Origin of the sequence: Marinobacter sp. M3C (genome assembly GCF_023311895.1) — a bacterium.
Classification (GTDB): domain Bacteria; phylum Pseudomonadota; class Gammaproteobacteria; order Pseudomonadales; family Oleiphilaceae; genus Marinobacter.
Map to the genome: position 1 here is coordinate 3,290,625 of NZ_CP092284.1, position 13,642 is coordinate 3,304,266.

Sequence of the window (13,642 nt, forward strand, 5' to 3'; positions counted from 1 at the left end):
ATTAAGATTTACCGGAAGGCGCCTTCCTACATCCTCAAGGGCAGAATGTAAGACAACATGGAATACTGGTGCGAAGACACGTCACTTCGCAATGAAATGTAGATTTTCGAGGCAGATCCATGACTGAACTGAGCGACCTCACTCACATCAAGGTGATCCACGAACAGCAGAGTCTGCGTGATGGAAAACAGCGGCGTATGTTGCGACGCCAGTTACCTGAGCTGATTGAGCTGGAGCGTATCCTCGCTGAGTCACCGGCGCAGTTTTCCGCGCAGGTAAGCGCAAGCATTCCAGTGGGCTCGCTTGAGCTGCCAATTTACCGTGTCGATGTGGGCGATGCACCGGCGGACCGGCCAGCGCTGTTGCTGCTGGGCGGCGTGCACGGGCTGGAGCGCATCGGCACCCAGGTGGTTCTGGCATGGCTGAGCAACCTGGCCAACCGGCTGCGCTGGGACGAACATCTGTCTGAACTGCTGCAGCAAGTGCGTCTGGTGGTTGTGCCCATACTCAACCCCGGCGGTATGTTTCTGAATCGGCGCAGCAATCCTGCTGGCGTCGATCTTATGCGCAATGCTCCCATTTCTGCCCAGAGCCAGAGCACCTTTCTAGTGGGTGGGCAGCGCATATCTCCGATGCTTCCATGGTACAGAGGCAAGCCCGGTCAAGGGATGGAACCGGAAAATTTGGCCTTGCAGAGCATCATCGAAGAGGTATTGGCGGGACGGCCATTCAGCCTTTCGCTCGATTGTCACTCGGGCTTTGGCTGGCGAGATCAAATCTGGTTTCCCTACGCATACCGCCGCCGTCCAATGCGCAATATCTCGTCCATTATGGCGCTGAAGCTGCTTTGGGAGCAGGCCTACCCTCATCACGACTATCAGTTCGAGCCGCAATCAGAGCACTATGTCACCCATGGCGACCTGTGGGACTACTTTTACAAACGTCATAATCGCGAGGCCAGCGCTCCCTGGCTGCCACTAACCCTTGAAATGGGCTCTTGGCGCTGGGTGCGTAAGCGCCCCCGGCAGCTGTTTAGCCGGCAAGGACTATTCAACCCCCTGGCGACTCATCGCCATCAACGTGTCTTGCGCAGCCATATGATATTGTTAGATTTTCTTCTCGATGCCAGCGCCAATTACGGTAACTGGCTACCCACCAAGTCCGAAGGCGAGTGGCTGCGGGCGGCGGCCAGAATGCACTGGTATAGCAAGGGCGAGAACCTGTAATGGACTGGTTGTTACTTCGAGGGCTGGGAAGGGAGAGCGCTCACTGGGGCGACTGGCTGGAGCAGCTTCGACGGGCCCGTCTCCAGGACAGCTTCCATACCCTGGATCTGCCCGGCACCGGGCTTCACCGGCATTTGCCCTCGCCTACCTGCATTGCCGGGGTACGCCAGTTCGCCGAGCGGGCGACTCGCCATTTGCCGCGCCCGCTAGGGCTGATCGGACTGTCGCTCGGAGGCATGGTGGCACTGGATTGGGCGCTCCATCGGCCTGAAGACTGCGCGAACCTGGTGCTGGTTTCTTCCAGTTCTGGGCTTAGCTCTCCCTGGCGGCGACTGCGCCCAGCTCAATGGATGCCCGTAATGCGCATGCTGACCCAGGCCGACAGCGATGCGCGGGAACAGGCGATTCTGGCCCTTACGAGCAACCGGCCTGTTAGCAGCGTGGTTGCTCAGAACTGGCAGGCGATTCAGCGTGATCGTCCGGTGCGGCGGCTCGATGTGATTCGCCAACTGTACGCCGCCTCCCGCTACAAGCCGCCACATCGAGTGCCGCGGATGCCGACTCTCGTGCTGGCCAGTGATGGCGATCGGCTGACGGATTGGCGTTGCAGTAGGGATCTGGCTGAGTCGCTTGAGTGCCGGCTGGAAGTGCATCCCAACGCAGGCCATGACCTGCCATTGGACGATCCCCAGTGGCTGATCGCGCAGCTAGATACCTACTTTCCGATCAATCACCGGTTCCAGGCCGGTACCGACTGAGCTGTCATCAATTCGTCGTAAACTCTTCATCTGGGTGCAATACCACTGCCTTACATTCTAATGGAACCGGCTTGCTTCAGATTAGTGGCCGCAACGAATCAGCCATCCAAAGGGATCAGGTCATGCCAAATGAGTCCAGAGTCTCCAGCAGCGGCCGCAATCTTACCTCCAGCGTGGCAACAAAACCGGCCCAGATCGTCGCTGCCCAGCGGCTAAGGCATGAGGTGTTCACCAGCGAATACGGTGCCGATCTGGAAACGGGTACCGGTATCGACCAGGACCGCTTTGACCCCTGGTGCGAACATTTCGTGGTAATCGACGAAAGCGGCGAGGTGGTGGCAACCACGCGTCTGCTGCATGGTGAGGTAGCGACCAAGATCGGCGGTTTCTATTCGGAAGACGAATTCGACTTGGAGCGTTTGAAACGCAATCCCGGCTTGTTCGCTGAACTGGGCCGGACGTGCATTCGCAGCGATTGCCGTTCGGGAGCGGCCCTGAGCATGCTTTGGTCCACTGTGGCACAGTATCTGGCCCAGGAACGAATAGACTATCTGCTGGGCTGCGCCAGTATCAGTATGCTGGACGGCGGTTACAAGGCCTGGCGCATCACCCAGCAGTTGCAGCGGGATCACATGGCCGCGGACGATTTCCGGGTCACACCTAAACGCATTCTGCCCCACCCAGCTAGCCAGCCCCTGAAGACTGCCAAAGTCGAGATTCCTCCGCTGATCCGCACTTATATGCGCCTGGGTGCGGAGGTATGTGGCGAGCCCTGCTGGGACCCCGCTTTCCGATGTGCAGACCTGTTGGTACTGCTCGATGTGGATAAACTTGCAGCCCGTTACGCACGCCGCTACAAACTTGAGGCGCGAACCGCTTGATACAGATGGTACGCATTGCTGAGCACGTTCGATTTTATACTCGCATGAGCGCGTTTGTGGGGTTTTTACTGCTCAGCATGGTGACCCTGGTGCTATTGCGCGCCTTTGAACTGTGCACTTGGAGACGAATCGACCGGGCCCCCTTCGTGCGGCGTTATTTCGTGGTTCTGTGCTGGCTGCTGGGCATGCGCGTCCAAACTCACGGTTGTGCGTTAGAGAACTCGGCATTGCGTGTTTCTAATCACGTTTCCTGGACTGATATTCCCATTTTGGGCGCGCGCCTTCCGTTACGGTTTCTTGCCAAGCGTGAGGTGGCGTCCTGGCCACTGATTGGCTGGATTGCACGCCATGCCGGAACCCTTTTTTTTCAACGTGGCGCAGGGGATGCGGCTGCAGTCCGACAAGCGCTTGCCATGGCCCTGGAACATGGAGATTCCGTGCTGTTATTCCCTGAGGGGACGACCAGCTCCGGGGAAAGCGTCAAAACGTTTCACCCACGCCTGCTCGGAGCCGCGATCGCGGCCGAACGCCCGGTACAGGCAATGACCATTGCCTACCACCGAGACGGGCAGATTGACCGCCTGGTTCCCTTCATCGGCGACGATGATTTTGTCGTCCATCTCTGCCGCCTGCTGAGGAAGCCTGCAGTACGGGTGGACATCATGTTCCATCCACCCCTGACCGTTTCCAGCAGTGACAGCTCCAGCGAGCTGGCCCGGACGCTCCACCATCAGGTCACTCAGGGGCTGGAAGCTCTGCGCATTAAACGGGACACGTCAGCTTTCTAACACTATTGAGATCAATGGTGCGCATCTGCGAGAGAGGCTTGTGGGTAACCGCCTAGCGAAAGTGTCGTTTCGTTACCCACAAGTGAGCGTGGATGCCAATGGATCAATATGGATGTGACAGGCATAAAAAAAGCCCCGTTTCCGGGGCTTTAGGGCGTTTCAGTGGATCCCGCTGGACCCCTTGAAACTCTTGGTTGGTGGAGACGGCGTCCACCAAATAACTTGGGCAAGAAGCTGATTTAAAAGTTAAATTAGTTTACAGATTTTCTGGTTACCCGCACTATTACCCACAGTCTGCGAACGTCTTACTTGATTCCCGCGACCTAGTTCGACCTGGTGACAAGTTTCTTCGTTAAGGAACTTTTGATTAGGGCATCATCGTACATAGCTATTTGGACTTTACTTTCACCCGTTCCGCATCACGGTTGCCGGATTAAGGAGCAAGTTGGTTCAAAATTCAAGATTAGCATCGGGGGCGTTGGGAGTATCAAGAATGCTTATCCTACCAGCCGGTTTTTTTGTGCCCTGTGAGCTGAAATTGGTTTAAAAGATTGCTAGTCGGTCCAATTACAGGAAAAATCAAGCCAAATGCACTATGATCTGGGCTAGCCTATGATGATTTCTGGTTAGTGAGCAAGAGAATCAGTGGTTACATAACTTTAGTGAACGAAGGAGCATTGCTCAACATGGAGCGAGTACCCTTTCTTAAACCAAGGATGGCCGGGAGTCGTTTCGACGATCATGCGATTCCTCTGGATATGCTGAAGGAGTTCGCGGTATTGGAGGAAATGATTGTCGAGGTTGCGAAGTGGCACTATCTTAACGATCATCCGAAACGCGAACGCTCACCGAGAGGATTTACAAAAGGTATCTCCGTCAAGCTGACTGCTGTTGACGAGGGCAGCGCTATGCCAGATATGTCGCTTTTCGTCGATCAGCGTCAACTAATTGCACCAGCAAATCAGAATTATTTTGAGCGTGCCCGAGACAGCATCGTCGACGCAATAGAAGCGGCAGCGCAACATACTGAAATAAAAAAACATCTTCCAGAATTTCTTCTAGGTTACTTTGATAAGCTCGGACGAGGTCTGCGTCAGGATGAATTTATCGATTTTGCTCCAGAGGCAGTTGGACGAGGTGCGAGGTTGAATCAGACCACGCGAAGAGCATTGAGATTGGCTTCAACTCAGCTGCAAGAACTTACTGAGGAGGTAAGTCTTAGGGGAGTGATTCCTGAAGCTGATCAAGCCAAGCTTACCTTTGAAATAGAGACCATCGGCGGACAGAGAGTTTCAGGTCCCATCCCAATGCAGCATTTCGACACCATTGTTAAAGCTTTCAATGGGTATCGAGATGGGCTTCGAGTAAGCATTCAAGGAATTGGCCTCTATAATCGAAACGGTCAATTGAAGAGTATGGAAGAAGTTGAGCATGTCACGTTGTTAGACGAACGTGATGTGGGCGCGCGAATCGATGAGCTGCGTTTGCTTAAGAGTGGCTGGCTGGATGGCAAATTAGGTAAAGCTCTTGATTCTGACCAGTTGAACTGGCTAGAAAGTCGGCTAGATTCCTATCTGAGTGACCCGCTACCCTCTCCCTATCTATACCCGACCGCTGAAGGTGGTGTGCAGCTAGAATGGAGCATCTGCCGTTATGAAATAACCCTGGATATTAACCTGGCCGCTAAGTCAGGCCACCTTCATGCTTTGTATATGCCAACCGAGGAAGAAACTGAATTACAAGTGAACCTTTCAGAAGATAATGGTTGGGAAAACGTTACCGGTCTGCTTGAACAATTTAACGGAGAGTCATTGTGAAGGTAGACACGCCGCTGCTGAGACAAGTCCACCCAAGCTTTATCCAAAATGGCAGAGTTTCTTCGCAGGCTTTTAGACCTACTCCAAAGGACGATAAAAAGTTGTCGGTATACGACGGCCATCTAATCGCAGCCTTAGACGCTTATGAGCATTACACCACGACTCTAAAACAATCATCAGTCGGAGTGATGGCGGTGACTTGTCAAGAGTGCGCGCAGCTTGAGCTTGAAACAAAGGACGATCCCTTAGAAAACTTCCCTGAACATGCGGTTATAGACTTCAGCCCTTATGGCACAAGCGCAACTGAAAAAAAGGCCAAAATCCTGAGAAGAAGGGCAGAGGAGCGCGATTGGTTCTTTAGCAATACCGGTACCTGATTTCACGAGATTTCAAACCTATATCACCTTTGTGAGCTAAGGCACTAACAGTGCCTCCCTCCCAATTCACAGAGGTAATTTCCATGTCCGAGCAATGCCCCAACTGCCTGTCCCGTCGGATTGGCAAGAACAACTATGGTAAGAAAGCCGCCGGCGTCATCGGTGCTTCGGCGGGCACCTATGGCGGTTACGTAGCTGCGATTGCAGGAGCGAGAACGGGTGCTGCAGTGGGAGCACTGACAGGCCCCGTCGGTGGTATCGGTGGCGCCGTCATAGGTGCTTTGCTAGGTGGCGCAACCGGCGCCTCTGCTGGCGTGGTTCTGGGCGATGTCCTGGATGAACGCGTGCTCGAAAACCATCGATGCCTTGAGTGCGGCTATTCCTTCAGCACTAATTCCGACTCCCGCGAAGACGCCCTTTAATTCCCCTCGCAAACTCCAAAGGAGAACAATCATGGCTCATCTCATCGAGCAAATGGCCTATGTTGGCCAAGCCCCTTGGCATGGCCTGGGGAATGAACTGACTTCAAACCAGCCCCTGGAGGTCTGGGCGAGGCAGGCCGGACTGGACTGGCAGATCGAGGAAAGCCCCGTTCGCTACGTCACCAATGCCGGTGGCACCCTCGGGGAGATTCTGTCCTATCCGGACTCCAAGGTGCTTTACCGCTCGGATACCAAGGCTCCGTTATCGGTTGTCGGTAACCGCTTCAAAGTGGTGCAGCCTGAGGAAATCCTAGAGTTCTACCGGGACCTGACCGAGGTGTCCGGTTTTGAGCTGGAAACCGCTGGTTTACTGAAAGGTGGCCGTAAAATGTGGGCACTCGCCCGTACCGGTCAGTCGGGATTGCTCAAAGGTAACGACCAGACTAATGCCTATGTGCTACTGGCAACTTCTTGTGACGGGACCTTGGCGACGACTGCGCAGTTCACCAGCATCCGCGTGTTGTGCAACAACACCCTCGCCGTTGCCCTGAAGGGTTCCGCGGCCAACGCAGTCAAGGTGAAGCACAACACAGCCTTCGATGCGAACCTGGTGAAGAAGCAGCTGGGCATATCCGTTTCCGCCTGGGACGACTTTATGTACCGCCTCAAGATTCTGAGTGAGCGTAAGGTGAAAGCCACTGAGGCCCGCAACTACTTCTTGAAAGTATTTACGGAGGACGTGAAGGAGGGCGTTGGTAAAACTAATGAGCGCTCCATGGCCAAAGCCCTGGGGCTGTATGAAGGCGATGGCATGGGCGCCACGCTGGCTTCATCCGAAGGTACTGCCTACGGTTTGGTGAATGCTGTGACTGAATTCATCGATCACCAACGCCGGGCCAAAACCGTTGACCACCGGCTGGATTCCGCCTGGTTCGGAACCGGCGCGGCCATCAAGAACCGAGCGTTGGAACAGGCCATGTCTCTCGTGGCTTAACCACTTCCCGTAAATTAAAACCCTCATAAAACCCACCGGAGCCTGTTGCTCTGGTGGGTTTTTTTATGTCTGGAGGAAACACCATGGGCATGAATGCAAAGGCAATCGAGAAACAGCGACCGGCTTTGCGGCTGGTCTCCACTAAGGGCCTCAGTCGGGATGAATGGCTGAAGGTACGTAAGCAAGGCATTGGCAGTAGTGATGCCGCTGCAGCGGTTGGCATAAGTCCCTATCAATCTCAGCTCGAACTTTGGATGGTCAAAACTGAGCGGGACGCTGGTCTACCGAAACCGGATTCCGACGACCCCAGCTCACCGGTCTACTGGGGCCATATCCTGGAACCCATCGTAGCTGAGCAGTACAGCCAACAGACGGGCCGGAAGGTGCGCCGAGTAAATGCAGTGTTGCAACACCCAGATCCGGACAAGCATTGGATGTTGGCGAACCTCGACTACTCCGTGGTAGCCGATGACGACGTGCAGATCCTGGAGTGCAAAACGGCAGGGGAGTTCGGATCACGCCTATGGAAAGAGGGCGTTCCGGACTACATCCAATGCCAGGTTCAGCACCAACTGGCCGTCACCGGCAAACAGGCGGCGGACGTGTGCGTTCTGCTTTGTGGTCAGGAGTTGAAGATCTACCGCATTGAACGGAATGAGGAGCTCATCGAGGCGCTATACGTGCTGGAACGCCAATTCTGGGATTTCGTGGAGACAGATACCCCACCACCAGTCGATGGAACCGATTCTGCTGAACGTGCCTTGCGCCATCTGTACCCAGTGGACAGAGGGGAGACCCTGGACTTCAGCCAAAGCAAGGAGCTGTCCGATGCGTTCGACGAGCTACTGGCCATCCGCACGGAAATGGAAAGCCTCAAATCCACAGAATCCCACCTGAAACAGCGAATCGAAAGCCAGATGGGCGAAGCCTCAAAGGCAACCTTCCCCAGTGGCAGCGTGAGCTGGAAACGGAGCAAGGATTCCGTCGGGCTCAATGTGAAGCAGCTACTGACGGATCAGCCAGACCTACTAGATCAGTACCCACTCACCAAGCCGGGAAGCCGGCGATTCCTTATTCGAGCATAAATACCCCATTTGGCCACGCGGGCGTGGCAATCGCCCCGTGGTCCTTTTTCCAGGAGATGCATCATGATTAAAGGTTTAGCCATCACGCCCCCGGTATTAGGGCGTATCAGCATTGGTCGGGTTGTTGAGAAAAACGGCATCCGGCTGCCACAGAAAGACAACCAGTTCACCATCACCTCCCAAATCCAGGAGAAGGGTGGGTGGATTCTACACCCCCTCGACGAAGAGCTCAGAAAGGATGCCCCAAACGGCAAACTGCGAACCATTCCGGTACGCATGCTCTTCAACGAAGCGGATCTCAACCTGCGGGCGGAATACACCATGTTCGACCGTAAAAGCGGACGGCCCTTGTGTGTAGGTAACGGCGACACATGCAAGCGCTTGACGCAATCCGGAGTGCAGTCTTTGCCATGCCCGGGGCCGACGCTGTGTGAGTTCGGTAAGGGTGGTCTGTGCAAGCCCTATGGTCGTCTGAACGTGAAGGTCGGTGATGACGATGATCTTGGCACCTTCATCTTTCGCACAACCGGCTACAACAGTATCCGGACCCTTGCGGCCAGGCTGAGCTACTACCAGGCAGTCTCTGGTGGTCTGCTGGCTTACATGCCGTTGGAATTGAAGCTCCGGGGCAAAAGCACGACGCAGAGCCATCGGACGCCGATCTACTATGTGGATCTGGTAATCAGGGAAGGGTTGTCGCTGCAGGAAGCGGTGGTTGAGGCAAGGGAAAAGGCCAGGCAGGTGAAGGAGGCGGGCGTTGACCAGGCTGCTCTGGATGCGGCGGCTGCTAAGGGATTTGGTAATGCGCTGTTCGAGTATGACGAAGATGAGGCAAGTCAGTTGATTGAAGAGTTTTACCCCGCTACTTCAGTGGAAGGCTCGCTGGATAATGCCTCTGTTGTGTCAAAACTGCGGAAAGACCGCAATTCTGTAAAGTCGGCTTCAAGCTAGATGTTGACGAGTGGTCCGCGCGGGCCACTCGTCAGAATGCCATGGTGGTTGTTTTTTATCCTTCTCAAACTGATGATTAGTCAGTTGCTTACACAAATTATGCTTTTGCATGGGACCAGCGATTCAACATTTTCAGCAGGGTGTTTTTGTTCACTGGTTTGGCAAGATAATCGTCCATCCCGGCGCCAATGAACTTTTCTCGATCACCGGGCATGGCGTTTGCGGTGAGTGCGATGATTGGTTTGGAGTTCATCCGTCCTGACTGCCGTATTGCTTGCGTAGCCTTTAACCCATCCATTTCCGGCATAAAGATATCCATCAGTATCACGTCATAGTCGAACGCGTTGGCCGCAGTCACCGCTTCAAGTCCATTTCCGACTATATCGACGACGTAGCCTGTATCCTCAAGCATGGCTCTGAATACCATTTGATTAGCAGGAGAGTCCTCGGCAATCAGAACCCGAACTGGCCTATCCGTAAAATTTAACGGAGTTGCCTCTTCAAACATCGAGATAGCTTCATCTTTATCGTTGTTCGCGCTGGCTAAAAAAGGTATCTCAAACTCGAAAGTCGCGCCTTTTCCCAGCTCGCCCTGAGCCCATATTTTGCCGCCCATGAGTTCAACGAGGCGCTTGCAGATTGCAAGCCCCAGGCCCGTCCCTTCATGTTTTCGTGATGCGGTTGAGTCAAGCTGACTAAAAGGTTGAAACAAGGATTTAGCCTGTGCGTCAGTAAATCCTATCCCGGTGTCTACAACCCGAAAGCAGAACCACATTTCATCGTTTAAATTTTTTGTTTTTTCGACGGAGACGGTAACTAAGCCTTGATCAGAGAACTTCAAACTATTCGAAATCAGGTTCAGAAGGATCTGTTGGAGGCGCCCCGCATCTCCGATAACCATTACGTCAGCAGTGTCATCAACATCTTCGATAAGCGAAATTTCTTTTTGGTCTGCTCTGTTGGCGCAAAGGGTTATTGCCTTTCGGGTAATACAGGCGAGATTAAAGGTGTTGGATTCGAGCTCTAGCTTGTTGGACTCCATTTTTGAGAGATCCAATAGTTCGTTCAAAAGGTTAAGAAGGTGTTCTGCAGATTCGTAAGTAACATCAATGAAGTTCTGGTCAGTCTTTTCAAGCCGCCCGCTCATTTGAACCAAGTTCAATAAACCGAGAATGGCATTAAGTGGCGTGCGCAATTCGTGACTGACGGTCGCCAAAAATGCCGTTTTGGCTTCGTTCGCGGTTTCAGCCTTTTTCTTGGCGTTTGCGAGTTCGTGCTCCTTGTTTTTCAATTCAGAAACATCAGAATAGGCGACAACTGTCCCACCTGAGGGAATGCGGGACTCTTGCGCCCGCAGACAACGCCCATCTGCGATGTGGATCTCGATTCCTTCGGGGGTTGGATTCAAGTGGTGGGACATTCGCTTGGCGAAAAAAGCCTCACGGGTCGACGCTTTAATGTCAGGAAAGAGGTAATGACCGCTGGCAATCCCGTCTCGAAGAAGCTCTTCAAATGAGAGTCCCAAAGGCACAGGTATGTTTTCGCTGGCAAAAAATTCCCTGTATTTTCTGTTACAGCGGATGAGGCGGTCGTTGGAGTCAAATACAGAGAGCCCATCAGGAAGCGATTCGATGGCATCTTTAAAACGGGCATTACTTTGAGAGAGGTCGTTTTTTGCGTTATCGACGGCCTGCTGGTACCGAAATGGTAAGCGTAACAGCAGGTAAAGCAGGGTCGAGATAAGTAGCGCCGCCGAGACAATCAATCCCCAGATGTAGCCGGGTAGATCATGAAATGAAGGCGCTGGAGGTATAGCAACACCCACCTCCCAGCTACCCTCCGGTAGCGCGACAGATGCAGTTAGGTGTTCGCCTTCGAATAGATCACTTGGGCCTACAAAGACTCGGCCATCACTGCCAAGCCCATTGTATCCGCGAATCGCAACAGGCGCTTTATCTGACAGGTAATCTAACTCAGAGATTCTAAGTAGGTTGTCCAGATCAACGAGCACTGTCGCGAACCCCCAGAATATGTCTGAGCCGCCGCCCGGTTCGGATTCAGTATGTGGCAAAAATATCGGCAACCGACCAATCAACGCGGTGCCCCCCTGAATCAGCTCATGTGGGCCGGCCACCCAGAGCTTGCGGCTTTTGATCGCAAGCTCGGCTGCCTCTTTGCGTTTCGGGTCTGCGAGGAGTTGGTGGCCAAGTGCCGGGCTATTCGTCTCCTCTGGCCAAATGTACGTGACGATGGCATCAGGGGCGAGTTGAACGCTGCGAATACCAGGAATGCTGCTTCCGAGGTCCTGCGCGAAGGATAGAAACGCTTGTCGATCAATGTTTTTCGGGCCGGCCCGGACGAAGCCAGAAAGACCGTGGGTAAGATGAAGTCGAGCGTTCAACTCGGTTTCCATGCGGCCACGCAGATTATAAAGTGCGCTGGAGATTGAGGCTCGATCTTGAAGATAATCGCTCTCCAAAGATTGCACATATTGGCTGGACATTAGCATAATCAAACCAGCGAAAAGGCTCGCAGCGATACCCAGCGACACGGACTGCCGGGAAAGTCGACTTCCGATACCCTGCATAAAAGCACCGAAGCGCTGCCTTTCGATTACCTTCGGGAAATAATTCCTCGCTCTCCTGGATGCAATTGCTTCATCCACTGCCTCCGCCAGTGTTCGAAGCAGCTCCTGGTTTTTTTCACTAAACAGACGTGGCTTATGGTCGATGACGCAAAGTGCACCCAAAGGGTAGCCCTCCGGGGAATGGATTGGATGTCCGGCGTAGAACCGCAACCCGAATTCGCCGGTAACCAGAGGATTGTTGCAAAAACGCTGGTCTTCCAGAGCATTCTCTATTATCAGCGGAGTGTCAGCTGCTACCGCGTGCGCGCAGAATGATTCAGCACGAGGTGTTTCCTGCTGGCTTATGCCGTCCCTTGATTTGAACCACTGTCTCTCGGCGTCAATCAGCGATATCAGAGCGACTGGCGTATCGAACAGCTCCCGGGCTATAGCCACTATTCTGTCAAATCGCTCTTCCGGCAACGAGTCGAGTAGGGAAAGCCGTTGAAGGGCTTCTAGTCTCTTCGCTTCATTATGGGGAATTTCCGCTTCGATCATTCAGTTACTTCCTCTTCCACGGATTCAAATGCCGTTGGCCCGTTTGGTCTTTGATCATCAAGGGAGCCGGGCTGCTGTTTTTAAGCGAATCCGCTCTCGGTTGCCAGAGTGCTTGCAAGTTCAGTGCCGATTTGAAAATGTCATTTTTGTTCCGGAGAATTATCGCTCCGGTCACCACTCCGGAACAGGGCGTTTTGCAGTATGTGTTGCAAAATGCATCGCATATTGCCTGGGCGGCGCTATTTCAGTTCGCAAAAAACAACTAACTATTTAGATTGAGACAAAATCCGAGAACATGGAGTGAAATATGCATGATGATATCCACACGTTTAAGGAAGGCTGCAGGTATGTTCAGAAAAACATTGGTTTTTGCCGCAATGGTGATTGGCGGTCTATTAATTTTTGTACCAAAGGGCTTATCTCAACATGGGGGCGAGGATGTACTCTCGCTCGGCGTCGTTCCGCAGCAAGCCAGTGAAAGACTCGCCCGACAATGGATACCGTTGGCTAATTATCTCTCTGAGAAGACTGGCCTTAAGATAGAGTTTTCAACGGCACCGGACATTCCAGAGTTCGAAAAACGCCTTGCCGCAGGGGAATACGACGTCGCCTATATGAATCCCTATCACTTTACGGTTTATAACGAAGACCCAGGGTACACTGCGGTAGTCCGTCAGCGGGATCATTTTCTTCGGGGTATCATCGTTGTTCCTGCCACGTTAGAAGTAGAATCTCTGGCAGGGCTAACGGGGTTGGATCTCGCCTTTCCGGCGCCGAACGCGTTTGCTGCGACACTGATAACGCGAGCTTTTCTTAATAATATCGCTCCCGGATACACAGCCACGTTTGTCAGGTCCCATGATTCCGTTTATCGCGCTGTGGCGAACGGAATTTTTGCCGGGGGAGGTGGGATTCTCAGAACGTTTAACGAAATAGATCCTGAGATCCGTTCAAAGCTCGAAATTCTCTGGATTTCTCCGGGATATATAGGGCATGCCGTAGCGGCCCATCCGACAGTTCCGGATAAAACCCGCTTAAGTCTCCAAAACGCATTGATCGAAGTTGGCGACTCTGAAAAGGGCCAGAAGATCCTTGAAGAGCTGGGCATCAAAGGGTTCCAAGTAGCTTACGATGCGGACTGGAATGAGGTAAGGGCACTGGGCCTTGATCAATGAATGCTCGTAATATGGCGTTTCAGAGAAGTTGATAGCGGCCGGAG

The 13,642-nt window shown here is 53.3% G+C and carries 12 protein-coding genes; 11 read left to right on the forward strand and 1 reads right to left on the reverse strand.

The window, feature by feature from the left end:
* Positions 1 to 119 precede the first annotated feature (119 nt).
* The 10 genes from MIH18_RS15395 (at position 120) to MIH18_RS15440 (ending at position 9,299) form a co-directional block, all read left to right on the forward strand.
* Complete coding sequence (locus MIH18_RS15395) at positions 120 to 1,226, forward strand: M14 family zinc carboxypeptidase (RefSeq protein WP_249012804.1); 1,107 nt, start codon at positions 120 to 122, stop codon at positions 1,224 to 1,226.
* The gene (locus tag MIH18_RS15400; protein ID WP_249012805.1) at positions 1,226 to 1,984 is read left to right on the forward strand and encodes an alpha/beta hydrolase; all 759 of its coding nucleotides are present in this window, start codon (positions 1,226 to 1,228) and stop codon (positions 1,982 to 1,984) included. Before MIH18_RS15395 ends, MIH18_RS15400 begins: the two co-directional genes overlap by 1 nt.
* A gap of 122 nt (positions 1,985 to 2,106) precedes the next feature.
* The gene (locus MIH18_RS15405) at positions 2,107 to 2,865 is read left to right on the forward strand and encodes a GNAT family N-acyltransferase (protein ID WP_249012806.1); all 759 of its coding nucleotides are present in this window, start codon (positions 2,107 to 2,109) and stop codon (positions 2,863 to 2,865) included.
* A 5-nt stretch (positions 2,866 to 2,870) separates the two neighbouring features.
* Positions 2,871 to 3,653, forward strand: coding sequence for a lysophospholipid acyltransferase family protein (locus tag MIH18_RS15410; RefSeq protein ID WP_249014629.1), 783 nt, complete (start codon positions 2,871 to 2,873; stop codon positions 3,651 to 3,653).
* A gap of 686 nt (positions 3,654 to 4,339) precedes the next feature.
* Positions 4,340 to 5,470, forward strand: coding sequence for a hypothetical protein (locus MIH18_RS15415; protein ID WP_249006443.1), 1,131 nt, complete (start codon positions 4,340 to 4,342; stop codon positions 5,468 to 5,470).
* Positions 5,467 to 5,847 (forward strand): hypothetical protein, encoded by a 381-nt coding sequence (locus MIH18_RS15420; RefSeq protein ID WP_249006442.1) that lies wholly within the window; start codon positions 5,467 to 5,469, stop codon positions 5,845 to 5,847. The genes MIH18_RS15415 and MIH18_RS15420 overlap by 4 nt, the downstream gene beginning before the upstream one ends.
* 83 nt (positions 5,848 to 5,930) lie before the next feature.
* A complete protein-coding gene (locus MIH18_RS15425; protein WP_249006441.1) occupies positions 5,931 to 6,269 on the forward strand; it encodes a hypothetical protein in 339 nt (112 codons plus the stop codon).
* A 31-nt stretch (positions 6,270 to 6,300) separates the two neighbouring features.
* Positions 6,301 to 7,263 carry a DUF932 domain-containing protein gene (locus MIH18_RS15430; protein WP_249006440.1) on the forward strand — a complete coding sequence of 321 codons (963 nt, stop codon included), beginning with the start codon at positions 6,301 to 6,303 and terminating at the stop codon, positions 7,261 to 7,263.
* Between the two features lie 83 nt (positions 7,264 to 7,346).
* A complete protein-coding gene (locus MIH18_RS15435) occupies positions 7,347 to 8,348 on the forward strand; it encodes a lambda-exonuclease family protein (protein ID WP_249014630.1) in 1,002 nt (333 codons plus the stop codon).
* 63 nt (positions 8,349 to 8,411) lie between these two features.
* Positions 8,412 to 9,299 (forward strand): hydrolase or metal-binding protein, encoded by an 888-nt coding sequence (locus MIH18_RS15440; RefSeq protein WP_249006438.1) that lies wholly within the window; start codon positions 8,412 to 8,414, stop codon positions 9,297 to 9,299.
* A 97-nt stretch (positions 9,300 to 9,396) separates the two neighbouring features.
* On the opposite strand, the gene MIH18_RS15445 is transcribed toward MIH18_RS15440, so the two are convergent.
* Positions 9,397 to 12,423 (reverse strand): ATP-binding protein, encoded by a 3,027-nt coding sequence (locus MIH18_RS15445; protein ID WP_249006437.1) that lies wholly within the window; start codon positions 12,421 to 12,423, stop codon positions 9,397 to 9,399.
* A 347-nt stretch (positions 12,424 to 12,770) separates the two neighbouring features.
* Here MIH18_RS15445 and MIH18_RS15450 point away from each other — a divergent pair, with 347 nt between their 5' ends.
* A complete protein-coding gene (locus MIH18_RS15450) occupies positions 12,771 to 13,598 on the forward strand; it encodes a phosphate/phosphite/phosphonate ABC transporter substrate-binding protein (protein ID WP_249012807.1) in 828 nt (275 codons plus the stop codon).
* The last annotated feature ends 44 nt before the right edge of the window (positions 13,599 to 13,642 follow it).